The 22,895-nt window shown below is 69.8% G+C and carries 25 protein-coding genes and 1 tRNA gene; 18 read left to right on the top strand and 8 right to left on the bottom strand.

The genetic code is table 11. The annotated features are described in order from the left end of the window. Nucleotides 1–18: 18 nt before the first annotated feature. The 6 genes from AC1DWP_RS10865 to AC1DWP_RS10840 are packed head-to-tail and all read left to right on the top strand — an operon-like array spanning nucleotide 19 to nucleotide 4,668. Nucleotides 19–585 (top strand): PadR family transcriptional regulator, encoded by a 567-nt coding sequence (locus AC1DWP_RS10865; RefSeq protein WP_477614471.1) that lies wholly within the window; start codon nucleotides 19–21, stop codon nucleotides 583–585. Beyond that, nucleotides 564–2,039 (top strand): DHA2 family efflux MFS transporter permease subunit, encoded by a 1,476-nt coding sequence (locus AC1DWP_RS10860; RefSeq protein ID WP_477614470.1) that lies wholly within the window; start codon nucleotides 564–566, stop codon nucleotides 2,037–2,039. Before AC1DWP_RS10865 ends, AC1DWP_RS10860 begins: the two co-directional genes overlap by 22 nt. A gap of 2 nt (nucleotides 2,040–2,041) precedes the next feature. Then, complete coding sequence (locus tag AC1DWP_RS10855) at nucleotides 2,042–2,665, top strand: hypothetical protein (RefSeq protein ID WP_477614469.1); 624 nt, start codon at nucleotides 2,042–2,044, stop codon at nucleotides 2,663–2,665. Between the two features lie 4 nt (nucleotides 2,666–2,669). After that, nucleotides 2,670–3,899 carry a pyridoxal phosphate-dependent aminotransferase gene (locus tag AC1DWP_RS10850; RefSeq protein ID WP_477614468.1) on the top strand — a complete coding sequence of 410 codons (1,230 nt, stop codon included), beginning with the start codon at nucleotides 2,670–2,672 and terminating at the stop codon, nucleotides 3,897–3,899. Further along, nucleotides 3,899–4,309, top strand: coding sequence for a fluoride efflux transporter FluC (locus AC1DWP_RS10845; protein WP_477614467.1), 411 nt, complete (start codon nucleotides 3,899–3,901; stop codon nucleotides 4,307–4,309). Before AC1DWP_RS10850 ends, AC1DWP_RS10845 begins: the two co-directional genes overlap by 1 nt. Then, nucleotides 4,306–4,668, top strand: a complete 363-nt coding sequence (locus tag AC1DWP_RS10840; RefSeq protein ID WP_477614466.1) for a fluoride efflux transporter FluC — start codon at nucleotides 4,306–4,308, stop codon at nucleotides 4,666–4,668. The genes AC1DWP_RS10845 and AC1DWP_RS10840 overlap by 4 nt, the downstream gene beginning before the upstream one ends. Nucleotides 4,669–4,802: 134 nt before the next feature. Here the strand turns inward: AC1DWP_RS10840 and AC1DWP_RS10835 are convergent, their stop codons facing one another. Then, nucleotides 4,803–6,353, bottom strand: coding sequence for an MFS transporter (locus tag AC1DWP_RS10835; protein ID WP_477614465.1), 1,551 nt, complete (start codon nucleotides 6,351–6,353; stop codon nucleotides 4,803–4,805). A gap of 99 nt (nucleotides 6,354–6,452) precedes the next feature. On the opposite strand from AC1DWP_RS10835, the gene AC1DWP_RS10830 reads away from it, so the two are divergent. The 4 genes from AC1DWP_RS10830 (at nucleotide 6,453) to AC1DWP_RS10815 (ending at nucleotide 9,222) form a co-directional block, all read left to right on the top strand. Beyond that, entirely contained in the window at nucleotides 6,453–7,436 is a 984-nt protein-coding gene (locus tag AC1DWP_RS10830) for a helix-turn-helix transcriptional regulator (RefSeq protein WP_477614464.1), read from the top strand. Nucleotides 7,437–7,461: 25 nt separating this feature from the next. Next, nucleotides 7,462–7,917: a VOC family protein gene (locus AC1DWP_RS10825; RefSeq protein ID WP_477614463.1), complete on the top strand. Its 456-nt coding sequence runs from the start codon at nucleotides 7,462–7,464 to the stop codon at nucleotides 7,915–7,917. An 82-nt stretch (nucleotides 7,918–7,999) separates the two neighbouring features. Then, nucleotides 8,000–9,004 (top strand): hypothetical protein, encoded by a 1,005-nt coding sequence (locus AC1DWP_RS10820; protein WP_477614462.1) that lies wholly within the window; start codon nucleotides 8,000–8,002, stop codon nucleotides 9,002–9,004. Between the two features lie 32 nt (nucleotides 9,005–9,036). Next, nucleotides 9,037–9,222 carry a hypothetical protein gene (locus AC1DWP_RS10815; protein WP_477614461.1) on the top strand — a complete coding sequence of 62 codons (186 nt, stop codon included), beginning with the start codon at nucleotides 9,037–9,039 and terminating at the stop codon, nucleotides 9,220–9,222. A gap of 127 nt (nucleotides 9,223–9,349) precedes the next feature. On the opposite strand, the gene AC1DWP_RS10810 is transcribed toward AC1DWP_RS10815, so the two are convergent. Together AC1DWP_RS10810 and AC1DWP_RS10805 are read right to left on the bottom strand one after the other, a co-directional pair. Then, nucleotides 9,350–10,048, bottom strand: a complete 699-nt coding sequence (locus tag AC1DWP_RS10810) for a hypothetical protein (RefSeq protein WP_477614460.1) — start codon at nucleotides 10,046–10,048, stop codon at nucleotides 9,350–9,352. A gap of 1 nt (nucleotide 10,049) precedes the next feature. Then, nucleotides 10,050–10,460, bottom strand: coding sequence for an SgcJ/EcaC family oxidoreductase (locus tag AC1DWP_RS10805; RefSeq protein WP_477614459.1), 411 nt, complete (start codon nucleotides 10,458–10,460; stop codon nucleotides 10,050–10,052). Nucleotides 10,461–10,552: 92 nt separating this feature from the next. Between AC1DWP_RS10805 and AC1DWP_RS10800 the strand changes: the two genes are divergently transcribed. Continuing rightward, nucleotides 10,553–11,182 (top strand): TetR/AcrR family transcriptional regulator, encoded by a 630-nt coding sequence (locus AC1DWP_RS10800; RefSeq protein WP_477614458.1) that lies wholly within the window; start codon nucleotides 10,553–10,555, stop codon nucleotides 11,180–11,182. Nucleotides 11,183–11,411: 229 nt separating this feature from the next. Here the strand turns inward: AC1DWP_RS10800 and AC1DWP_RS10795 are convergent, their stop codons facing one another. Beyond that, nucleotides 11,412–11,837, bottom strand: a complete 426-nt coding sequence (locus tag AC1DWP_RS10795; RefSeq protein WP_477614457.1) for a hypothetical protein — start codon at nucleotides 11,835–11,837, stop codon at nucleotides 11,412–11,414. Nucleotides 11,838–11,867: 30 nt separating this feature from the next. Further along, nucleotides 11,868–12,602: a TetR/AcrR family transcriptional regulator gene (locus AC1DWP_RS10790; RefSeq protein WP_477614456.1), complete on the bottom strand. Its 735-nt coding sequence runs from the start codon at nucleotides 12,600–12,602 to the stop codon at nucleotides 11,868–11,870. Nucleotides 12,603–12,823: 221 nt separating this feature from the next. Here AC1DWP_RS10790 and AC1DWP_RS10785 point away from each other — a divergent pair, with 221 nt between their 5' ends. The 4 genes from AC1DWP_RS10785 to AC1DWP_RS10770 all read left to right on the top strand — a co-directional run bounded on the left by AC1DWP_RS10785 (nucleotide 12,824) and on the right by AC1DWP_RS10770 (nucleotide 16,259). After that, nucleotides 12,824–13,945: a glycosyltransferase gene (locus AC1DWP_RS10785; protein WP_477614455.1), complete on the top strand. Its 1,122-nt coding sequence runs from the start codon at nucleotides 12,824–12,826 to the stop codon at nucleotides 13,943–13,945. Nucleotides 13,946–14,170: 225 nt separating this feature from the next. Then, on the top strand, nucleotides 14,171–14,722 hold the full coding sequence (locus AC1DWP_RS10780; protein WP_477614622.1) for a sigma-70 family RNA polymerase sigma factor: 552 nt from the start codon (nucleotides 14,171–14,173) through the stop codon (nucleotides 14,720–14,722). Then, on the top strand, nucleotides 14,719–15,771 hold the full coding sequence (locus AC1DWP_RS10775; protein WP_477614454.1) for a hypothetical protein: 1,053 nt from the start codon (nucleotides 14,719–14,721) through the stop codon (nucleotides 15,769–15,771). Before AC1DWP_RS10780 ends, AC1DWP_RS10775 begins: the two co-directional genes overlap by 4 nt. Nucleotides 15,772–15,932: 161 nt before the next feature. Next, the gene (locus AC1DWP_RS10770) at nucleotides 15,933–16,259 is read left to right on the top strand and encodes a hypothetical protein (protein ID WP_477614453.1); all 327 of its coding nucleotides are present in this window, start codon (nucleotides 15,933–15,935) and stop codon (nucleotides 16,257–16,259) included. A gap of 132 nt (nucleotides 16,260–16,391) precedes the next feature. Here the strand turns inward: AC1DWP_RS10770 and AC1DWP_RS10765 are convergent. Further along, a tRNA-Arg gene (locus AC1DWP_RS10765) sits at nucleotides 16,392–16,464 on the bottom strand. A 481-nt stretch (nucleotides 16,465–16,945) separates the two neighbouring features. On the opposite strand from AC1DWP_RS10765, the gene AC1DWP_RS10760 reads away from it, so the two are divergent. Next, a complete protein-coding gene (locus tag AC1DWP_RS10760) occupies nucleotides 16,946–18,790 on the top strand; it encodes a phosphoenolpyruvate carboxykinase (GTP) (RefSeq protein WP_477614452.1) in 1,845 nt (614 codons plus the stop codon). Between the two features lie 116 nt (nucleotides 18,791–18,906). Here AC1DWP_RS10760 and AC1DWP_RS10755 read toward each other — a convergent pair whose 3' ends face one another. Beyond that, nucleotides 18,907–19,713: a DinB family protein gene (locus AC1DWP_RS10755; RefSeq protein WP_477614451.1), complete on the bottom strand. Its 807-nt coding sequence runs from the start codon at nucleotides 19,711–19,713 to the stop codon at nucleotides 18,907–18,909. Beyond that, nucleotides 19,710–20,309, bottom strand: coding sequence for a mycothiol transferase (locus AC1DWP_RS10750; protein ID WP_477614450.1), 600 nt, complete (start codon nucleotides 20,307–20,309; stop codon nucleotides 19,710–19,712). Before AC1DWP_RS10750 ends, AC1DWP_RS10755 begins: the two co-directional genes overlap by 4 nt. A 61-nt stretch (nucleotides 20,310–20,370) precedes the next feature. Here AC1DWP_RS10750 and AC1DWP_RS10745 point away from each other — a divergent pair, with 61 nt between their 5' ends. Together AC1DWP_RS10745 and AC1DWP_RS10740 are read left to right on the top strand one after the other, a co-directional pair. Beyond that, nucleotides 20,371–21,330, top strand: coding sequence for a helix-turn-helix transcriptional regulator (locus tag AC1DWP_RS10745; RefSeq protein ID WP_477614449.1), 960 nt, complete (start codon nucleotides 20,371–20,373; stop codon nucleotides 21,328–21,330). A 53-nt stretch (nucleotides 21,331–21,383) separates the two neighbouring features. Next, on the top strand, nucleotides 21,384–22,883 hold the full coding sequence (locus AC1DWP_RS10740) for a hypothetical protein (protein ID WP_477614448.1): 1,500 nt from the start codon (nucleotides 21,384–21,386) through the stop codon (nucleotides 22,881–22,883). Nucleotides 22,884–22,895 lie beyond the last annotated feature (12 nt).

The following is a 22,895-nucleotide window of genomic DNA, read 5'->3' as shown; positions in this document are numbered from 1 at the left end:
TCGGACGCCTGGACACCGATGCCCCTCTCCCCGCTGGCCATCTCGGCGCTGGCACTGCTCAACGAGCGCGCCATGCACCCCTACGAGATGTACCAGTTGCTCCTCGAACGTCACGAGGACCGCATCGTCCGCGTCACCCCGGGCTCGCTGTACCGCACGGTCGAACGCCTCACCCACGACGGCCTGGCCGAGGCGACCGGCACCGCCCGCGCGGGCAACCGGCCGGAGCGCACCACCTATGCCATCACCGAGCTCGGCCGCACGTCGCTGGTGGAGCGGATCCGGCAGATCCTGCGCGAGCCCGTCAACGAGTTCCCCAGCTTTGCCCTGGCCCTCGCCGAGGCACACCACGCCCCGGCCAGTGCCGTCTGCGCCGACCTGCGCGACCACCTCAAGGTCATCGAGGGCGAGCTGTCCGACATCGACTGCCTCGTCGACAAGGCCAGGGCGCGTGAGATCGCCGAGGCCTACTGGATCACCGCCGACTACATCCGCCACATGACCGTGGCCCAGCAGGACTGGATCAACGGTTTCATCACCCGACTCGAGAAAGGCGACCTCTCATGGCCGCACCCGCAACCCTGAGCACCGACCTGCCCGCCGACTACCGCCCGTGGCCGGCCCTGTGGGCCATGGTGATCGGGTTCTTCATGATCCTGGTCGACTCGACCATCGTGTCCGTCGCGACGCCGGCGATCATGAAGGGCCTGGGCGCCGACGTGAACTCGGTCATCTGGGTCACCTCCGCCTACCTGCTCGCGTATGCCGTGCCGCTGCTCATCACCGGCCGCCTCGGCGACCGCATCGGGCCGAAGTACGTCTACCTGATCGGGCTGGCGCTATTCACCCTCGCCTCTCTCTGGTGCGGGCTCACCGGTTCCATCGAGATGCTGATCATCGCGCGCATCGTCCAGGGCGTCGGGGCATCGCTCATGACACCCCAGACGATGGCGGTCATCACGCGCACCTTCCCCGCCGCCTCCCGTGGCCAGGCGATGTCCCTGTGGGGCGCCACCGCGGGAGTCGCCATTCTCGTCGGACCGCTGGTCGGCGGCCTGCTCGTCGACGGCCCCGGCTGGGAGTGGATCTTCTTCATCAACGTCCCCGTCGGCGTCGCCGCCTTCGTGCTCGCGGCCCGCCTGGTGCCCACGCTGCAGACGCACAGCCACTCGTTCGACTGGATCGGTGTGGCGCTCTCCGCGGTCGGCATGTTCCTCATCGTCTTCGGCATCCAGGAGGGCGAGACCTACAACTGGGGCACCATCACCGGGATCATCTCCGTGCCGCTGCTCATCGCCGCGGGCATCGTGGTTTTCGGCCTGTTCGTCTACTGGCAGAGCCGGATCCGGACCGAACCCCTCGTGCCGCTCGGGCTGTTCCGCGACCGCAACTTCTCGCTGTCCAACATCGCCATCGCCGCAGTCGGGTTCGCCATCACGGCGATGGCCTTCCCGTTCATGCTCTATGCCCAGGTCGTCCGCGGCCTGACGCCGACCCAGTCGGCCCTGCTGCTCGTGCCCATGGCGGTGCTGGCCGGCGCGCTGTCCCCGGTCGCGGGCCGGCTCATCGACCGCATGCACCCGCGGGCCATCACGGCGTTCGGGTTGGCCCTGTGCTCGGTCGCGCTGTTCTTGCTCAGTCTGGTGACGACCACGGACAGCCCGACGTGGCTGCTGCTCGTGCCCATGGCGCTGATGGGTGTCGCGAACGCCTTCATGTGGGCCCCGCTAGCCGCCACCGCCACGCGCAACCTGCCGATGTCCTCGGCAGGCGCCGGATCCGGCATCTACAACACGACCCGGCAGATCGGCGCAGTCCTCGGCAGCGCGGCCATCGCGGCCCTCATCGAGGCGCGGCTGACGGCCAACCTGCCCGGGGTGCCCCAGGACATGTCGCAGCGCACCTCAGGCGTGAAGCTGCCTCCGCAGATCGCCGACGGCTTCGCCAGCGCGATGTCGCAGGCGCTGCTGCTGCCGGCAGCTGTGCTGCTCCTCGGGGTGGTTGCCGCCCTCGCCTTCACCAAGCCGACCCACTCCTGACCGTGGTGGCGTCCGTCCAGCGGCTGCGCTTCACGGGCGCCATCGCCGGGGTCGGCTCCACGACCGGCGTGCGGTTCGTCGTGGGACGGTGGGTCGAGTCTCCCCTCGGGCCGTTCGCCGACGTGATGGTCGAGGACGCCGCGGGCCACCGGACCCTTCTGGCCCCCAGCGAGGGGGTGGCCGAGTTCGTCCAGCAGACCTACGAGTTCGACGAGGTCTGCCTGGCGCCGGTGTCCGTGGCCGTGACCACCACCGGCTGGGACGTTCGCGCGGGCGACCACCTCACGGCATACCTGTCCGTGGGGAGGCGTATGCCGCTGGGCTGGCTGCTGCGCGCGGTGCCGCCGCGGATCGGGACCAGTCCCGCGTGGGCCACCGTCGTCGACCCCGTGGCCCGGGTCGCGCTGCATGGGGTACGGACCCGGGGAGTCGCGATGGAGGGTCGACGTGAGTGGTACGGCGCCACCGACCTGCACGCGGTGACCCGTCTCGACGGCTCCTGGCGCGGCACGGCCCTGGGCGACCTGGCCGACGTCGACCCGCCCTGCCGGTTCGGGTTCAGCTCCACGCCGACGCGCCCGGGGGTGACCACCGTCGTGTCCACGGTCGAAGTGCTGGGACACTGAGCGCGTGCGCCGAATCACGCAGTCCCGCAAGCTCCACCAGGTCCGCTACGACGTGCGTGGGCCGATCCTCGAGGAGGCCCAGAAGCTCGAGGCCGAGGGGCACAAGATCCTCAAGCTCAACATCGGCAACCCCGCGCCGTTCGGCTTCGAGGCGCCCGAGGCGATCCTGCAGGACATGGTCCACCACCTGCCGAACTCCCAGGGCTACAGCGACTCGCGCGGCATCTACTCCGCCCGCACGGCCGTCGCGCACTACTACCAGTCCCGTGGCCTGACGGACACGCACGTCGACGACGTCTACATCGGCAACGGCGTCTCGGAGCTCATCTCGATGGTGCTCACGGCCTTCGTCGACGAGGGCAACGAGATCCTCGTGCCGGCGCCGGACTACCCGCTCTGGACCGGCGCCGTGACGCTGGCCGGCGGCACCCCGGTCCACTACCGGTGCGACGAGTCCAACGGCTGGAACCCCGACCTTGCCGACATCGAGTCCAAGATCACCGAGAACACCCACGCCCTGGTCGTCATCAACCCCAACAACCCGACCGGCGCCGTCTACAGCGACGAGATCGTGCGCGGCATGGCCGACATCGCCCGCCGCCACAACCTGGTCCTGATGTCCGACGAGATCTACGAGAAGATCCTCTTCGCCGACGAGGTCAACCAGCCGGTCCACCACCACACGGCGACCTTCGCCGGCGACGACGTGCTGTGCCTGACGTTCAGCGGGCTGTCCAAGGCCTACCGCGTCTGCGGCTACCGCGCGGGCTGGGTGATGGTGTCGGGGCCCAAGGAGCTCGCGGCCGACTTCCTCGAGGGCCTGACCCTGTTGGCCAACATGCGCATGTGCGCCAACGTCCCTGGCCAGCACGCGATCCAGACGGCACTCGGCGGCTACCAGTCGATCGAGGAGTACATCCACCCCGGCGGCCGGTTCTACGAGCAGAGCAAGACGGCCTGGCGGCTGCTCAACGAGATCCCGGGCGTCAGCTGTGTCGAACCGCACGGAGCGCTCTACTGCTTCCCGCGGCTGGATCCCGACGTCTACCCCATCGAGGACGACCAGGCGTTCGTCATCGACCTGTTGCGCAGCAAGAAGATCCTGGTCACGCACGGCACCGGCTTCAACTGGTTCGAGCCCGACCACTTCCGCCTGGTGACGCTGCCCGACGTCGAGGTCCTGACCGAGGCGATCGGGCGGATCGCGGACTTCCTGGAGACCCAGCGCGCCTGATGCGCATGGTCCGGGCGGGTGACGCTGGGCTGCTCGGGGCTGTCGCCGCGGGCGGTGTGTTGGGTTCCCTCAGCCGGTATGCCGTCGGGCTGGCGCTGCCGCACGTGTCCGGCGCCTTCGCGTGGTCGACGTTCCTGGTCAACGTCACGGGGTCGCTCGCGATGGGTGTGCTGGTCGTCTGGGTGCTCTCGATGACCCAGCCGCACCCGTGGCTGCGGCCCTTCCTCGGGGTGGGCGTGCTCGGGGGCTGGACCACCTTCTCGTCCTACGCCCTGGACATCCACGCGATGGTGCAGGCGGGGCACGGACTGGTCGCCGCGGCATACCTCGTGGGGTCGTTGGTCGCGGGCCTGGTGGCGGTGGGCTTCGGGGTCACGCTCGGCGAGCGGGTTTTCGGGCGGCGACCGTGACCGGGTGGGGCGCGCTGCTGGTGCTGGCGGGCGCCGCCATCGGGGCACCGCTGCGGTTCGTCGTGGACCGGTGGGCGCGGGAGCACACCAGGGCCGGGACCATCCTCGGGACGCTCGTCGTGAACGTGGTGGGGTCTTTCGTCCTCGGGCTCGTGGCAGGGGTGCCGCATCCAGCCGAGTGGCTGATGCCGTTGGTGGGCATTGGTTTCTGCGGGGCGCTGACGACGTTCTCCACGTTGGCGTTCGAGACGTGGGTGTTCTTCGAGGAGCGCGCTTGGCGGCCGTTCGTCGCCAACCTCGCCCTCACCCTGGGCCTCGGCCTGCCTGCGGTCTGGCTCGGCTACCTGATCACGTCCTGACAGGCGTGACCAACCCGAGGGCGACCCGACCGCACGGCGACCGACCCGCAGGCGGACGCCGAGTGAGCGCCAACCCACTCTCGAACCTGGTCGATGAGTGGGTTGGCGCTCACTGAGAGGTCGCCGCCGGGCGTTCAGTCCTGCGCGGGCAGGCTCGGCATCGCGGGCAGCTGCCGCGCGACCACTGCCGCCACGAGCATGAGCCCGACGAGCACCGCGAGCGCCACCTCCATCGCGGGTCGGAACGTCTCCACCGGAGACGCAGACCCGTGGGCGTCGACGACGGAGAAGAAGAGCGAGCCCAGCACTGCCACCCCGGCCGCGCCCGAGAGCTGACCCGTCGTGCTGAACAGCCCCGATGCCGACCCGGCCTTGTCGACCGGCACGTCCGCGAGCGTGAAGACGCCGATCGGCGAGACCATCAACCCGAACCCGGCACCGGCCACCACGAACCCCGGGAGGAACGTCCAGACCGAGGTCGAGGCGTCGGCGCCGTGGACCGTGGCGGCGAGGACCACGGCACCGGCCGCCCAGGTCAGTGCACCGATCTGCAGCACCCGTCGACCGATCTTGGGTGCGAGCACGGCCACCCCGACGCCGGCGAACACGGTCGTCGTCAGCGCGAACGGCACCCCCGCGAGCCCTGCCTTGAGCACCGACCAGCCGAGACCCGCCTGGAGGTAGATCGTCTGGCACAGGAAGTAGGAGGCCATCGCCATGAACAGCAACGAGTTCATCGCCGAACCGGCGGCGAAGCCCCGGCCCCGGTAGAGGCTGAGCGCCACCAGCGGCTCGCGAGCGGCGCGCTCGGCCCGGACCTGTGACCTCGCGAAGAACCCGAGCACGACCGCACCGGCGGCCATCGCGGCATACACCCAGGCGGGCCAGCCCAGCTCGCGACCCATGGTGAGGGGGTAGAGCACGGCGAGCAGACCGACGGCGAGAACACTGACACCACGCACGTCGATGCGCGGGCGTTGCGTGGCAACGGATTCCGGCACCCAGCGCAGCGCGGCCACCATCGCCAGCGCCCCGAACGGGACGTTGACGAGGAAGATCGAGCGCCATCCGAGACCGCCGAGGTCGGCCTCCGTAAGAACGGCACCGATGACCGGCCCGAGCACTGCCGACAGTCCGGCCAGCCCGGTGAAGAGCCCCATCGCCTTGGCCCGCTCGTGCGGCGCGTACATCACCTGGAGGCTCGACAGGACCTGCGGGATCATCGCCGCGGCCGCGAGTCCCTGCAGCGCGCGGAAGCCGACCAGCGCCTCGGCGTTCGGGGCGAAGCCGCACGCCGCCGACATGAGGGTGAAGCCGACGAGCCCGCCGAGGAAGACCCGCTTGCGCCCCCAGAGGTCACCCAGGCGCGATCCGGTGATCAGGCCGACGGCGAACGCCAGCGGGTACGCCGCCACCATCCACTGCAGCTGGGCGGCGCTGGCCTGGAGCCCCGCCTCGATGGTCGGCAGGGCGACGTTGACGATCGTGGTGTCGAGGAGCTCCATCGTCGAGGCGAGGAACAGGCTGAGCAGCGCGATGGTCCGTGCCCGTCCCAACGGCAGCGCGCCCCGCGCCACCACCGGGGTCCCGGGCTGCGTGGCGTCGCCACTCGTGGCCTCGTGGCTGTCGACCGGCGGGTATGCCGTGTGCTCACCCTCGCGAGGCACCTCCAGCGTGGTGGTCATGTCCTTCTCCTGACGTGGTGGTCTGCGGATTTCTGTCATCACCGACGCTAGGGAGAGATCCGGCCACTTTCTGACCGCTATCTCAGGCATCCTGAAGTCATGGCCAACACCAGCTCCCGCACCCTGCGACTGCTCTCCCTGCTCCAGACCCACCGGTTCTGGGCCGGGCCCGAGCTGGCCGACCGGTTGGAGGTCTCCGAGCGCACCCTGCGTCGCGACGTCGAGCGACTGCGCGAGCTCGGCTATCCCGTCGACTCGGTGCGCGGCGTGGAGGGCGGCTACCAGCTCGGAGCCGGCGCCACGATGCCGCCCCTGACCGTCGACGAGGACGAGGCGATCGCCATGGTGGTGGCGCTCAACGGAGCGGCGCAGCTGACTTCGGGTGCGCTGTCGGAGGCGTCGGTCAGCGCCCTGTCCAAGGTCGTGCAGGTGCTGCCGCCCAAGCTTCGTCGGCGAGCAGAGGCGCTGCGGGCAGTGACCGACGACGCGCCCTTCTCCGAGGCACCGGCAGTGCAGGCCGAGGTCCTCGCAGCCGTCGCCCAGGCCACGCGTGACACCGAGCGCATCCGGTTCACCTACCGCGCGCGGGGCGGCCAGGTGGCGGGTGAGGACGTCCGGCGCCACGTCGAGCCGCACCGCCTGGTCACGGTGGGTCGGCGCTGGTACCTGCTCGGCTACGACCTCGACCGGCAGGACTGGCGCTCGTTCCGGCTCGATCGCCTGACCGAACCATTCGGGACCCGCTCACGATTCCGGGCCCGCGAGATCCCGGGAGGCGACGCCGCGGCCTACGTGCGAAAAGGACTGTCCCGCAACGAAACCCGTGTTGTCGTGCGCGCCACGGTGAGGGCATCGGCAGAGCAGGTGGAGAAGCGCACCGGGCGCTGGGCGCGCGTCACCCCTATCGACGACACCTCCTGCCGACTGGAGATGGACGCCGTGCACCCGGGGTGGGCGGCGTTCGGGCTGGGCGTGGTCGACGCACCGTTCACCCTCGAGGAAGCCACTCCGGAGGTGCTCGAGGTGCTGCGCCTGTGGTCGTCGCGCTTCACCGAGGCAGCCGGCACAGTCCAGAGCGGCTGACGGACCTCGGTGCGACACTGCCGACATGACCGCGAACTGGCACCTCACCGTCGACTGCGCCGACACCTCCCGACTCGTGACCTTCTGGTGCGCGGCGCTCGGCTACGTCCCCGAGCCGGCCCCTGCCGGCTGGGACTCGTGGCTCGACTACTGGCGAGCGGGCGGCATACCCGAGGAGGAGCTCGTCGGTGCCGAGAACGGCAGCGGGGCGATCGTCGACCCCGAGGGGGTGCGACCGCGCATCTGGTTCCAGGAGGTGCCCGAGCCCAAGTCGGTCAAGAACCGGCTGCACATCGACGTCCGGCACACCCCGGGACGCGAGGCGATGCCGTACGCCGCGCGGCGGGCGAGCCTGGACGCCGAAGTCGAGCGGCTGGTCGCCCTGGGCGGGAGCATCGCCTACGTCAATGCCCCCGACGGCGCCGACTACTACGCCGTGACGCTGCGCGACCCCGAGGGCAACGAGTTCTGCGTGGTGTGACAACTGTGTGGCGTGACGGCTGCGTGGTTTGACGGCAGCGTGGTGCGACCGAACCGGTCCGGCCACCTGAGAGGCTGGCCCGGTGCTGACGACCAACGACATCGCCAAGTGCGAGAACTGGTTCGAGGACCACGGCCTGCCCTACTTCGTCGAGTCCGGCCACGAGGCGATCCAGAGGGCGCTGGCCCCCCGCATCGTGGGCCTCTGGGCCTTGGCCGCCGTCGTCCCGGCCGTGGTCGTCACCGTCGTCGCGCTCAACCTCGACCTCTCGGGCGGCGCGGCTGTGGCTGCGGGCCTACTCGTCGCGGCGGCTGTCGCGCTGGGTCGGGCCATCCGCGTCTTCCGCGTCGGGCGGATCGGCCGGTGGGCGCTGGCCCACGCCTGGGAGAACCGTTCGCTCATCGGACCCCTCGCGACGCGGGCGCTGCCGTTCCTGTTGCTGTTCATCACCTTCCTGTTCATCAACACGGAGGTGTGGCAGGTCTCCTCGGCTCTGCCGCGACCGCTGCTGTGGGTCTGCGTAGGCATCTTCGCGCTGCTCGCCGTGGCGTTCCTCGCACCGTCGTTCGCGAGTGAGATCGAGCGGGTCGGCGTCGAGGTCGAGGGTGAGCGGCTGGCGTCGACCTGCCAGGGGACACCGGTGGCCTCGGCTGCGCGGGAGATCTTGTCCGAGCCGCACCTCGCCACCGAGGTCGCCGGCATCCGGCTGCCGAAGCTCCAGCGTCGCAACCTGATGCTGATGCTCTTCATCGCCCAGGCGATCCAGATGCTGTCGCTCGTCGTGATCGTGTTCGGGTTCTTCGTGGTCTTCGGCTCGATCGCGATCCGACCGAGCGTCATCCAGGCCTGGGTGGGCGAGAAGCCGCACTACACGGGCCCGTTCCACCTCATCAGTGACGAGCTGTTCTCGGTGGCGGTGTTCCTGTCGGCGTTCGCGGGTCTCTACTTCACGGTCCAGGCCGTCATCGACCAGAACTACCGTCGCGAGTTCTTCACCCGGATCCAGGACGACCTGCAACGCGCAATCGGCGTCCGCAAGGTCTACGTCGCCTTGCGTGCACACCTCACCACACCGCGGACCGACTGACCGGGCGCACGCCACGACGTAGGCTCCAGGCTGTGAACCGTCGCGTCTCGCTCGTCATCGGTGTCGTGCTCGTCCTCATCGGAATCGTCTGGACCCTGCAGGGCCTCGACATCCTCGGCGGGAGCGGCATGAGCGGGGTGGGCATCTGGGCGGTCATCGGGCCCTTCGTCGCCCTGATCGGGGTCGTCGTCGCCCTCGGCGCCCGCCGCCAACGCTGACGCATCCGGTATGCCGGCCCGGCACCGACCTCGCGCCGGTTCAGCAGCCGGTCCCCCCGTCAGCATGGTGCCCGGGCATGCAGCGCAGGCCCGCCGGGGTTCGGCGGGCCTGCCCTGAGCGGTCGCCTCAACGGCGCAGGAGACGTACCCCGGTCCCGAGCAACCAGAGCGCCAGTCCGGCCTGGAATGGGAAGAGCACCGTGTAGGCCACGTTGCCCGTCGTGACGAGAAGGGGCGCGGACGCGGCATACCCGAGGCCGCCGATGACGCCGACGACGGCGAGGACCCAGGCCGGCCGCGTGTGCGCGGCACGAGCCACGAGCACGGCGACCACGGCGCCCGAGATCCCGACCAACGGTGCCGAGGCGACCTGCAGCAGGACGTGGAGGTCGAGCACGGGTGTGGCCTCGTGGTGCTCCAGCGCGTGCGCCTCGCCGGCGGCCAGGAGGTGTGGGAGGACCTCGAGCGCGCCGAAGATCCAGGCGACCGACGCCGCAGGAAGCCACCGTTGGACAGAGGGACCGAAGGTGTGGCGTCGCCAGGCCACGACGAGGCCTGCTGCGGCGAGGACGCTTCCGACGAGGAGGACCCAGTGCGCCGGCGCCCACGCGGGGCTCTCGAACATCGACAGCAGGTGTGCGTCGACGGTGTCGCCGTGACCATGCGGGTGGAGCTGACCGCCCAGCGCGATCCCCAGACCACCAGTGGAGAACAGGATCGCGACGAGGCGACGACTGGCGCGCGGGGCCTGGCGGCCGGCGCCGGTCGCTGCCGAGTGGCTCGACCGTGCTTCGTTCGCGGACGGGGCCACGACCGGGGTGCCCATCTCAGGCCACCACGAGGGTGTTGTGGGTGGAGACGATGCGCCACGCCCCGTCGGCCTGCCGGACGATGACGCTGGTCGACAGGGCCTGGTGGACGCCTGCGAGCGGGCCAGCGGGGCTGTCGAGCGTGTTGGCCGAGAGGGCGAGGACGACGTCGGCAGCGAGGGCCTCTGCGCGCACCAGCTCCATCCGGTTGACGCTGCCGGCATAGATGGTCGCGAAGATCCCGGCGTGGCCGGCACCGATGGCCTCGGCCCCGAGGAGTCGGTCGCCGCGGATCGTGACGAACGAGGCGTCAGCGGTGTAGACGGCGCCGAAGGCCGCTCCGTCCGCGGCGTTCCAGGCGGACTCGAGGCGGGCGAGCGCCTCGGTCGCCACGGTCTGAGCCTCGGTGGTCAGGGTGGATGCGTTCATGGTCGTGCTTCCTTTCGCTGAGTTGGTATCTATTCATTAGTGATGCACTCAGTGAATATAGAATAACTCAGCGAACCTGTACAGTGGTTGTCGTGACGACTTCTCGCACTTACCGATCCGAGCTCCGGGAGCAGCAGGCAGAGCGCACCCGCGAGCTCATCGCCGCGGCAGCCCGCACGCGGTTCCTCGAGGGTGGCTGGGCCGGGACGAGCGTCCGGTCGGTGGCGCAGCTGGCAGGAGTGTCGGAGGCGACGGTCTACAACGCCTACGGGAGCAAGGCCGGGCTGGCGAGCTCGCTGATCGACGCCGCCGAGCAGAGCGCGGACGTCCGCCGAGTCGTCGCCGAGCTGAGGGAGCACGAGGGCAACCCGGTCGAGCAGCTGCGGGCGTTCGTGGCCTTCGACCGACGGCTCTTCGAGCTGGGTGGCGACGTGCTGCGGCTCCTGGCCGAAGCCCGACGCCAGCACCCCGAGCTCGGTGCGGCCTACCAAGAGGGCAGGCGCCGGGGCGAAACCGAGCGCGCCAAGCTGTTCGGCTCATGGCCCAAGTCCTTGTGGCACAAGGGGATCAGCCTCAGCGTCGCCCTCGACATCTACGCCGTGGTGGTCTCGGTGGAGAGCTTCGTCATCGCGACGGAGGAACGCGGGTGGACCGGCGACCAGGTCGAACGGTGGTGGCAGACCACCCTGGTCCAGCTCCTGTTCAAGCCCAACCGGGCCTAGCCCCCCGCAATCTCGATTGGCGCCGCCGGAGTGCGCCAGCGGGGCGTGCACCCATCACTTGCGGCCCTGTCGCCGGGTTGCGTACCCGAGGAGGAAGGCGCCACCGCCCTCGTCATTGCGTAGCCGACGATCAAGGCCAGCACCACGGCCACACCGACTCTCACCACCACGTGCCCACCGCGCGTCAACATGTCACGACTAGCGAGAGTGTGTCTCGTAGCTTGGCGTGCTACCGCGGCTGAGCCGTGGGGTGCTCCCCTGTCCGCCGCGGTGGTGAATGCCTGTCGTTTCGGTAGGCGGACGCGACCAGAGCGGTTCGGACAAGGCCGAGCAGTGGCCCGAAAGGCAGCGCAAAACCGATCCAGAACACGAGCTCGAAGGGCAGGAGTGCATAGCTGACGGCCGGCGCGTGGGGAGCGCCGGCCCAGAGGATTGCGGCCAGTGTGACCTCGGCGATGCACACCGTGAGGAATCCGACCAAGAGGGCGGTGCTGGTCGTCAGGCCGATCCGTTCGAATGGGCCGTTGCCGTAGGTCGGGAAGCCCAGGAAGTTCCAGACGTGTCCGGTCTGGGCGAAGTGGCGGATCCCGAAGAGGCACGGGAGGCCGAAGCCGATCCCCAGGAACGCGCTGACCGAGCTGGCCGCCCGCGCCATCCTCTGGCCCCTGTGCATTGGAACTCGCTCTCACCTCTCTGCACTCGTATCGACCGTCTTGGTGCTGGCCGCGCGCAACCCCCGACGTCGCGTGTCTCGACCTGAGTGGTCGATCAGTTGTGCCGAGAGCAGCTCGCGCAGCAGGGCTGTGGTGCGCGAGTGCGACCATCCTCGGCCGGTCCGGATCGACTGGTACACCTCGGCACTGAAGAGCACGACCAAGATGTCGGTGGCCGCCGCCTGTGTCAGTCCTGGTCGCAGGCCGCCGGGTTTTCGCGCGATGATGCGGATGATCTCTCGGTAGGACTCGACGCGTCGTTGCTCGCTGACCTGCACCACGGCGGCCGCTTCGGGGTCGCCACCGGCACCGTGAAGGGTGGCGACGAGCGGTGCCACCCGCTGGAGGATCCCGACGCCGTTGGTGAAGAAGACGGTGAAGGCCGCCTCGGCTGTGGGGCTGTCGTGGAACTCGCGCCACCATTGGTGCCAAGGCAGTAGTTCGGTGATGTCGGGGGCGACTGGCGGCCCAGGCCAGCGATCGAAGCCGCCGATCGCTGCTCCCAGTGACTCTTCGAGGAGCGCAGCTTTGGTCCCGAACGTGTAGTAGATCGTCGGGACCGCCACGCCTGCCCTCTTGGCCACTTCGGTGATGGTCGTCCCGACGTACCCGCGCTGGCAGAACAGGTCGTACGCGGCCTCAACCATCCGGCGCCGGGTGGCAAGGGCTCGGTCCGCGCGGGTCGTGGGGGTAGACAGCGGCTCCATGGAGGCTCACTATAGTGTCACTATAGTGAGGAAGGGGAGGGCGGATGAAAATTCTGTTCGCGTCACCGCCGGCCGATGGACACTTCAACCCCCTGACAGGTATCGCCGCCTACCTGGCCGATCGTGGGCATGACGTCCGGTGGTATGCCGGACCGGCGTATGGCGCCAAGCTCGACAGGCTTGGCATGCGCTGGTTTCCCTACCGTCGGGCGACGGAGCTCATGGCCAGCAACATCAATGAGGTGTTCCCCGAACGTGCTGCTCTCAAGGGGCCGCGGCTGATCTCCTTCGACCTCGACAAGTTCTTCGTGAGCCAGGTCGACGAGCACTTCCAGGACCTCGAGGACATCAGGCGGGACTGGCCATTCGACGCGATGGTGTGCGATGGGGCGTTCTACGCCGAGCAACTCGTCGCCGAAGCGCTGCGTGTACCGGTATACGCCATCGGCCTGTCGATGGTGTTGTCTGACGGCCAGGGGCCGCCACCGTTCTTTGGGTTGCGGCCCGCGCGCACGCCCGTGGGCCGGATGCAGCATGCCGTGGCCCGCAGGCTGCTCGCGAGCGCCATGAAGGCTGGAACCACGCACTACAACCAGATTCTCGCCCGCCATGACCTGGCGCCGATTCCCCCCAACGGCTTCCCTCACGAGCCGATGCTGAGGACCGAGCGGGTCTTTCTCAACGGCTCCCCGGGACTCGAGTTCCCGGGTTATCAGCCGCTTCCGAATGCCGAGTACATCGGGCCGCTGTTGCCTGCCCGCCCCTCGACCAGCCCGAGGGTCTCGCTGCCTGCTGCAGTGGTGGACACGTCGCGGAAGGTGGTGGCGGTCTCCCAAGGCACCGTCGACAACACCGACCCCGGCAAGCTGATCATCCCCACCATCCAAGCGCTCAAGGACTCCGACTACGTCGTCGTCGCCACGACTGCCGGTGCCCACACCCAGGCCCTGCGTGCGCGTTTCCCCGAACCGAACGTGATCATCGAAGACTTCATCAACTACGACGACCTGTTCCCGCACGTCGACGCGTTCGTTACAAGCGGCGGCTTCGGAAGCAACCTCGTGGCATTCCTGCACGGCGTTCCTGTCGTGGGTGCCGGAAAGCGCGAGGGTAAGAACGACATCAACGCACGGGTCGGCTACAACCACCTCGGCGTCGACCTGCGCAGCGAACGCCCGAAGCCAGCGACAATCCGGCGGGCGGTCCAGAACCTCCTCCACGACCCCACGTACGCGTCGAAGGTCGCCGCACTACGGGCGGAACTCGACGCCTACGTCCCACTGGCCACGATCGAGAACGCGCTACTGCGGCAGTCCGCACCCTCCCGCCAGTCGCACGGCTAACGATCTACCGGGTAAGTCGCGGCGGTGTGTCGCGGCGGTGTGTCGCACCTTCGCTCGTTGGCTGGCCGCCCGGGGTCCGCCTCTGGCTTCGCGACGTGGTGCTGATCTCCAACCTGCGGTGGATCCGCTGGGATAGCCGCCTTGGGACGGTGGCGGGGTGGCTCGACGTGGTGAATGGTTGCCGCGGGTGTCAACCCGCGGGTGTGTCTGGGGCGATTAGTGGGCATGATGAACGCGCCGCAGGTCGGCGCCCGGCCGCACAAGCCGGGTGGGGGGCTGTCGCCTGCCTTCACGGGGCGGGGCCGGTCGTTCGAAGACTTCTATCGTGCCGAGCTTCCGGGCCTGGTGGTTTTGGCGCGGGCGCTGGCGCCACCGGGGTTGGCCGAGGATGTCGCGCAGGAGGCCATGATGGTGGCCTACCGCCGGTGGTCGACGATCCGGGAGTTGCAGCACCCGGAGGCTTATGTGCGCCGGGCCTGCGCGAATCTGGCGGTGTCGCAGTTCCGTCGCCGACTGGCTGAAGCAAGGGCTTTCCGACGCTCGGGGCCGCCTCAGATCGTCGACCAGCTGGGCGGTACCGGCGAGTTCTGGCATTTGGTGCGATCCCTGCCGCGGCGCCAGGCGCAGGTGGTGGCGTTGCACTACGTGTGCGACCTGTCGGTCGCGGACGTGGCCCGCACGCTGGAGGTGTCCCAGGGGTCCGTGAAGGTTCACCTGAGCCGTGCCCGGCAGTCGTTGGCGCGCACGCTAGGCGTTTCGCTGGAGGTGAAGTCATGAGCCTGGAGGAGCTGGCTCGCAGCGCGACCGCGGACCTGTGGGCGGAGACCACGCGCACACTGGACGTCGACGCCAGGTTCCGCGACCTGCGCCACGACCGCACCCGCGGGCGGGTCGGGTGGATGGTCGCCGCCGCAGCTGTCGCCGCGCTAGTCCTGCTGGTCGTCAGTGCCCCGTGGCCGCGCCGACAGGCCCTGCCAGCCGCCCCGACGCGGCCCGCAACCGTGGAGTCGCTGGTGTTCCAGAACGGCACGGGCCTGACCGTGGTCGCTGGGTCGCTTCCCGCCCTGACCGGCAAGGTCAAGACCGGTGCGCCTGCACCAATGTCGTTCTCCCCAGACGGCTCGAAACTCGCCTACGGCGCCGGCGATGTGCACGTGGTCGACGTCAACACCGGAACGGACCGCAAACTCGGGGCGTGCCGGCAACCTTCGTGCCCGGTGGCGTGGTCGCCGGACTCCGCGCAGGTCCTCACAGCCTCCCCGAATGGACTGGTCCGGATTGCGGTCGAGGGGGGCGAAGCGAGCACCGTGCCCCTGCCGGCGGGCTGGTCCGTGACCGGTCTGGACGTGAACGCGGCCGGCCGGATTGCCCTGACCGGCATGACCAACGCGGAAGCGTCGGTCATGACGGTCGAGCTGGCAGGTGGGCGCCCCCAGGTGCTGTTCAAGTTCGGGCCGTATCCGGACCTGGGCGATCCCCGCTGGTCGCCGGACGGTCAGAGCTTCATGTACCTGCAGTGGCGCGGACTTCGGGACGGCCACAGCAACGACCTCTCCGTGCGCTCGATCCGCGCAGACGGGCTGGACCTCCGCGTGGTCGCCCAGTTGGGGCACTGCGAGTGCTTCGCCCCAGTGCGACCGTGGATGGACCTGTCGCCCACTGGGCGGGTGGCCGTGTCCACGCTGAACCAGAACCGGGCAAACCTGGTCGAGATCGGGGCCGACGGCCGCCTCACCACCATGCTCTCCAATGCCGCCAAAGGCACGCCAAGCGGGATCGGCACCGTCGCCTGGCAGTCCGCGCCGGGCACCACCCCAGCGCGGTGAGCGGCGTGGATCCTGCCGTGACCACCGCCCCGGAGTAGCGCAGGTCATCCCTCTCCTAGCCCCACCCCATCCCCACCTCACCTAGGCAGCGCCACCGGCCTCGTCCTGTGTCGTCACGGTCGCCGGTGCCTGGAGCAGCTCACCGAAGAAAGGGATATGTCATGAAACTCACCCACACCGACCACGCCGGTACTGCCACCGCGGCCACCACAGTCGCCCTGGTCCTGGTCGTCCTCGGCGTCGTCCCAGTCCGGGCATCGGCTCGCCAATCCGCAGGTGCCGTGCAAACTCAGCAGTCCGCCATAGCCGATAGCGACCGAGTGAAGTCCCGGATCGCCTATGGCTCGACCCTCTTCGCCACCTGGGCCACGGTGACCAACGGCAACTCCTCGGCCAACGCTGCCGAGCACCGCAAGGAGCTCACCGGCGGCCATGCCGGGTCGGCCAACGCAGCCGAAGCCCCGGCATTCAGGCCGGACCTTCGGTGAGCAAGCGGGGGCAGCGCGCGGGTGACGGAGCCGTGGCTGACCAGGACTGCGGCTGTCCGCACCTCCGGAACGAGCAGGGCCCCGACCGCGTCTCCGCAGGTCAGGGTCCCAGTCGTCTGTCTCAACGCAGAGTGCGCCCGAAGGGATTCGAACCCCTAACCTTCTGATCCGTAGTCAGATGCTCTATCCGTTGAGCTACGGGCGCGAATGTCGCCCTGAGATTCCTTGTGGGATCGCCCAGAGCAACGACGGGAAAGACTACCGGCTCGACCCCGCGCCGACGAAATCGGTATGCCGCCCGCCTGGGGCGCGCACGCGGCATACCCTCGCGTCGGTGGCCGGACCGACGGGCCGGGACGGCGCTGGGTCGCCCTGAACGCGGCCCGGCGGCCACGGGCGGCCAGGGGGGGCCGCGTCTCGAAAGGCAAGAAACGCAACGGTTTTCGCAGCCTTCTTGCAGCGGTTGCAAGAAGGCTGCAAACTCACCCGACGTACTCGCCGGTTGTGAGGCTTTTCACGAGCGATCTACGACCCTCGCGGTATCTACTGGCGCGTAGGGGGGCGTACCTTGGCCAGATCAGGAGCGTTCACCATGTGGACACGCGGTCGGATGACCCGTGTCGGCGTGGACGCATCACCTCATGATCCGGGCGGCACACACCCGGGCGAAAGGGACGGCCGATCACATGACGACCGAGGCGACGCAGACTGACCAGCGCGCAGGCGGCACCACGCACGCCGGCCTGCAGGCATGGGTCGACGAGGTGGCAGCGATGACCACCCCCGACCACATCGAGTGGGTCACCGGCTCCGCCGCCGAGTGGACCCGACTGACCGACAAGCTCGTCGAGGCCGGCACCTTCGTGCGCCTCAACGAGGAGAAGAAGCCCAACAGCTTCTACGCAGCCTCCGACCCGACCGACGTCGCCCGGGTCGAGGACCGCACCTACATCTGCTCCGTGGACGAGAAGGACTCCGGGCCCACCAACAACTGGATGGACCCGAACGAGATGAAGGACCTCATGCGCGGGCTCTACGCCGGCTGCATGAAGGGCCGCACGATGTACGTCATCCCGTTCGTGATGGGTCACGTCGAGGCGGAGAACCCGATGTTCGGCGTCGAGATCACCGACTCCGAGTACGTCGTGGTCTCCATGCGCGTGATGGCCCGCACCGGCGTCAACGTGCTGCGCCGCATCGAGGAGCTCGGCGAGCACGCCAAGTACGTCCCCGCGCTGCACTCCGTCGGCGCCCCGCTCGAGCCGGGCCAGCAGGACGTGAAGTGGCCCTGCAACCCCGAGAAGTACATCGTCCAGTTCCCCGAGGAGCGGATGATCTGGTCGTTCGGCTCCGGCTACGGCGGCAACGCCCTCCTGGGCAAGAAGTGCTACTCGCTGCGCATCGCCTCGGCGATGGCCCGCGACGAGGGCTGGCTGGCCGAGCACATGCTCATCCTCAAGCTCATCTCCCCCGAGCAGCAGGTCTACTACATCGCCGCCGCGTTCCCGAGTGCCTGTGGCAAGACCAACCTCGCCATGCTGGCCCCGACCATCCCCGGTTGGAAGGTCGAGACCCTCGGCGACGACATCGCCTGGATGCGGTTCGGTGAGGACGGTCGCCTGTATGCCGTGAACCCCGAGTTCGGGTTCTTCGGCGTCGCGCCCGGCACCAACGAGCACACCAACCCCAACGCGATGAAGACCATCAACAAGGGCAACTCCGTCTTCACCAACGTCGCGCTCACCGACGACAACGACATCTGGTGGGAGGGGCTGGAGAACACCCCCGCCCACGCCACCAGCTGGAAGGGCCAGGACTGGACGCCCGACATCGGGGAGGCAGGCGAGCTGTCCAGCCACGCCAACAGCCGCTACTGCACCCCCATCGAGCAGTGCGACATCCTCGCCCCTGAGTACTACGACCCCAAGGGTGTGCCGATCTCGGCGATCTTCTTCGGCGGCCGCCGCAAGACGACCGTGCCGCTGGTGACCGAGTCCCGCGACTGGATCCACGGCACCTTCATGGGCGCCACGCTCTCGTCCGAGACGACCGCCGCCGCGACCGGTGCCGTCGGCGTCGTGCGCCGCGACCCGATGGCGATGCTGCCGTTCATCGGCTACAACGCCGGCGACTACTTCCAGCACTGGGTCAACCTCGGCAAGGACGCCGACGCCTCCAAGCTGCCGAAGATCTTCTACGTCAACTGGTTCCGTCGCGACGAAGAGGGTGGCTTCCTGTGGCCGGGCTTCGGCGAGAACAGCCGCGTCCTCAAGTGGGCCATCGAGCGCATCGAGGGCAAGGCTGCCGCCGTCGAGACCCCGATCGGCCACGTGCCGACCCCGGAGTCCCTCGACACCTCCGGCCTCGACATGAGCGACGCCGACATCGCGGCCGCCCTCAAGGTCGACCCCGAGGAGTGGAAGGCCGAGATCCCGCAGATCGAGGAGTGGTTCGCCAAGTTCGGCGACACCCTCCCCACCGCGCTCCAGGTCGAGCTCGACGGCCTCAAGGCCCGCCTCGGCGTCGAGTGACCACGCACTAGCAGGTATGCCGCCCACGCGGCATAGCGACGAAAGGCCCGGAACCCCTGTGGTTCCGGGCCTTTCGCGCGCTGGCTCGCAGACGAGAGTGCACGACACGCTGGGCGTCAGGGGGCCGCGTCAGCGTGTCGTGCACTCTCGAGGGTGGTGAGGTCGCGGGTCGCGTACTGGTGGTGGTACCACTCCTCGTTGACGATGCAGCCCACCACGTCGGCGACCAGGAAGTCCGACGGCTCGGGGTAGCCCGGCTCGGTGACCGGGGTCGTCCGCCCCACGAGCTTCTCCTCCGTCAGCCCGTCCACGACGGCGCGCATGCTGGCCATCCGGTCGCGCCGCAGCTCGAGCACCTCGTCGAGCGAGGGTCGCGCCGACCGGTCGCGAGGCACCTCGGGGATGTCGCCCATGTCGTCGTGCGGCAGGTCGAGCGGACTCCAGGGGGCCGGGTCGCCCAGCAGCGCGCGACGGATCCAGGCATCCGTGGCGAAGACGAGGTGGCGCAGCGTCTCGATGAAGGACCATTCGTCGTCGACCCGCTCGTGCAACAGCTCGGGGTCGAGCTGCTGGGCCCGCTCGACCGTCTCGGCCCACCGGCGCTCGAGGATGTCCCACGCCTCGCGGAACTCCGCCGGCGTGTGGGGCCGCATCTTCGCGCGGTCGGGCTCACGGCGGTCCAGCTCGGCCTCGACGAACTCGGTCACGTCGACACCGTTGACCGTGAGCCGCTCCACCTCACCGGAGATCTCGACGTCGACCAGTTGTGACCCGCTGATCTTCGCCCCCTTGAGGGCGACGTTCCTGAACCGCGCGTTGACCAGGTAGGTGTCGTCGAAGACCGCGTCGGTGAAGTCGAACCGCCGGAACGTCGTCCCGCGGTGGGCACTGTCGAAACCTGGGTGCTCGTCGTGGTCGGTCATCGCGTCTCCCAGGTCCACTCGCCCGACACCGGCTGCCAGCCGGGCGGGGGGTCCTCGCCGACGCGGCCGTCGACGGCTTCGCGCAGCAGGTCGGCGTGACCGGTGTGGCGGCCGTACTCCTCGACCAGGTCGAGCAGCAGGCGACGCAGGTTGGCGTGGTTCCCCTCGTCGTCGTGTGCCTCGACCGCCCGGTCCAGCCCGCCGTCGGCCAGCGCCTCGCCCACCCTCGCCCTGGCCCGCGACACCGCACCGTCGTAGAGCGCGTAGAGGACCTCGGGTGGGTCGGTGGCCGCCGACTCGAACTCCCAGTCGTCGTTGCCGTCCCAGCCGTTGTCGTCCCAGGCCGGGTCCATCGGCGCACCGGTCAGCTGCACCGTGAACTTGTAGTCCTCGTTGGAGGCGAGGTGTTTGAGCAGCCCGCCGAGGGTGAGGCTGGAGGCGCCGACGCGGGCGTTCAGCCCGGCGGAGTCGAGCCCGTCGGCCTTGTAGCGGAAGGTGGCCCGCAGCCGCTCGAGGGCGCCCAGCAGGGCCCCCTCCTCGGTGCCGGCCAGCGGTGGCTCCCACGGGGTCTCGGTCACGGTGTCTGTCGTAGCCATGACTGCACGGTAGAACCGGTTCCGGACGTTCGGCTACCGCATCAACCCCTACCCTGTTGTCATGTCGTCCTCCGACACCAGCCCGACCGCGCGGGCCCTGCTCGCCCTCGAGCTGGTCCAGGGCAACCCAGGCATCACCGCCGGGCGCCTCGCCGACCGTCTGGGAGTGACCGAACGCGCGGCCCGCCGCTATGTCGCGATCCTGCGGGAGGCCGGCATACCCCTGGAGTCCGAACGTGGCCCCTATGGGGGCTACCGCGTCGGCCGCGGCCTGCGGCTGCCCCCGCTGATGTTCGAGGCCAGCGAGGCCCTGGCACTGGTCATGGCGGTGCTGGACGGACACCACCAGGCGGCGGACCCCTCCGACCCCGCAGGAAGTGCGCTCGGCAAGATCGTCCGGGCCCTCCCTGAGCCCGTCGCCGCCCAGGCGGAGGCGGTCCGCCGGGCCACCGCGCCCGCGCCGGACCGGTCCGCCGCGAGGCCGAACCCCCAGACGACGACCGCCCTCGTGCAGGCCAGCATCGACCGGGTCCGGGTACGGATCGGCTACCGGACCGAAGCGGGACGCGAGTGGTCGCAGGAGGTCGACCCGTGGGCCGTCGTGGTCCGCCACGGGCGCTGGTACCTCCTGTGCTGGAGCCACGCGGCGACGGCCGTGCGCGCGTTCCGGATCGACCGGGTCACCGCAGTCGCCACGCTGGTCGAGGCGTTCGTGCCGCCCGCGGACCTCGACCCGGTCGCTGAGCTCGAGGCCCACATGGCGGCCGGGTGGGAGTACGCCACCGACGTCCTCGTGGATGCCCCACTCGAGACCGTGAGCGGCATCCTCCCCCGCGGGCTCGGCCGGCTCGAGGAGGTCCCCGAGGGCGGCACGCGGCTGGTGGGGAGCACGAGCAACCCCACCTGGTATGCCGAGCAGCTGGCCGTCCTGCCCGTCCCCTTTCGCATCGTGGGCGGCCCCGAGCTGCGCGCTGCCGCGCAGCAGCTCGCCCAGCGGATGGCAGCCGCCGCCCACGACTGACTGGGTGGGTCTGAGCCGTCCGCCCGTCGCCCGCAACACGGCATACTCGCCGCATGGCGCAGAGTGGTTCACCACGCAGTGACTCCCACCAACCGCACGGGGTCGTCTTTCCCGAGGTGGACGGCAAGCGAAGCACGTCAGCGCTCGGGCGGGCCGTCGTCGCGGACGCCTTGCGAGGGGTGGACCCGGTCGGGGCACAGGCCGCGGAGCGAGAGACCAACTGGCGCCAGGGCTACCTGACCCACTTCAAGCGCTTGGTCGAGGCCGGCCTGCTGCGCGACGGCGAGGCGGCGGTCGACGTCGCGCGCGCCGGGCTGGACTCCCTCCACTCGCGCATGCGGGCCACGACGCCCAACGGGGAGGTGCCCCTCGATCAGGCCTTCGCGACGGGACGGGATGCGGCCCTCGGCACGGCGACGGTGCGGGGCACCGGCGAGCGCGCGACCGAGCTCAGCCTCCCGATGCACGGCGAGCGGCTGCGCGGTGATGCCCTGCACAGGCAGCTCGACGACTGGACCACTCGCGGCATCATCGAGCCCTCCGCGGCCGAGGCAGTCCGCACCGTGATGGCCAACCCGGAGTGGCTCGACCTGAGCGACCAACGCGTCGTCGTGCTCGGAGCCGGTGCCGAGATGGGACCCCTGCGCTCGATCCTGTCGTGGGGAGGGGAGGTGGTCGGCGTCGACCTGCCCCGTCCCGAGATCTGGAAGCGCGTCCTGAACGTCGCGGCGTCGTCGGCCGGGACCCTGCACCTGCCGGTGCCCGCCGAGGCGCGCTGGTCGGTCGGCGACCTCGCCACCCACGCCGGAGCGGACCTGCTCCACGGCCTCCCGGCCATCGCCGACTGGCTCACCGACGTGGAAGGGCCCATGGTGCTCGGCAACTACGTCTATGCCGACGGCGCCACGAACGTCCGGGTCTCCACCGCCGTCGACGCGCTCAGCACCGAGCTGATGACCCGACGGGCCGATGTCGCCCTCGCCTTCCTGGCCACGCCGACCGATGTCTTCGCCGTGCCGGGCGAGGCCGTCGAGCACTCCACCCGGAGCTACCGCGGACCGTCCACCCCGATGCGGCTGGTCCGGCCGGCGCTCCGGACGCTGAGCGGCGGCCGGCTGTTGCGCCGCAACTACGCGCCCGGCACCAACCCGGGACTCAACGACAGCCTGGTCCCGCAACAGGGGCCGAACTACGCTCTCGCCAAACGACTTCAGCGGTGGCGGGCCACCGTGGCCCGCCGCGACGGCCGCACCGTGTCGCTCAACGTCGCGCCTCCCACCCGGACCCGCTCGGTCGTGAAGAACCGTGCCCTGGCCAGCGCCTACGCCGGTGCGCACCGGTTCGGGATCGAGGTGTTCGAACCGGCCACGAGCAACACGTTCATGGCCGCCCTCCTCGTCCACGACCTGCGGACCGAGCCCCACAGCCCGACCACCCCTTGGCGCGAGGAAGCGGCGGGTGCCGTGCACGGCGGGCTGTGGCGGACCGCCTACGACCCGCGCAGCGCCCTCGGGATCGCTGTCGTGCTCGGTCTGGGCTCAGCCAGGACCTGAAGTCACTGGCGG

This window comes from Pedococcus sp. P2_F6 (assembly GCF_056403675.1).
The sequence above is the reverse complement of the archived record's forward strand: the minus strand, read 5'-3'. Positions and strand labels throughout refer to the sequence as shown.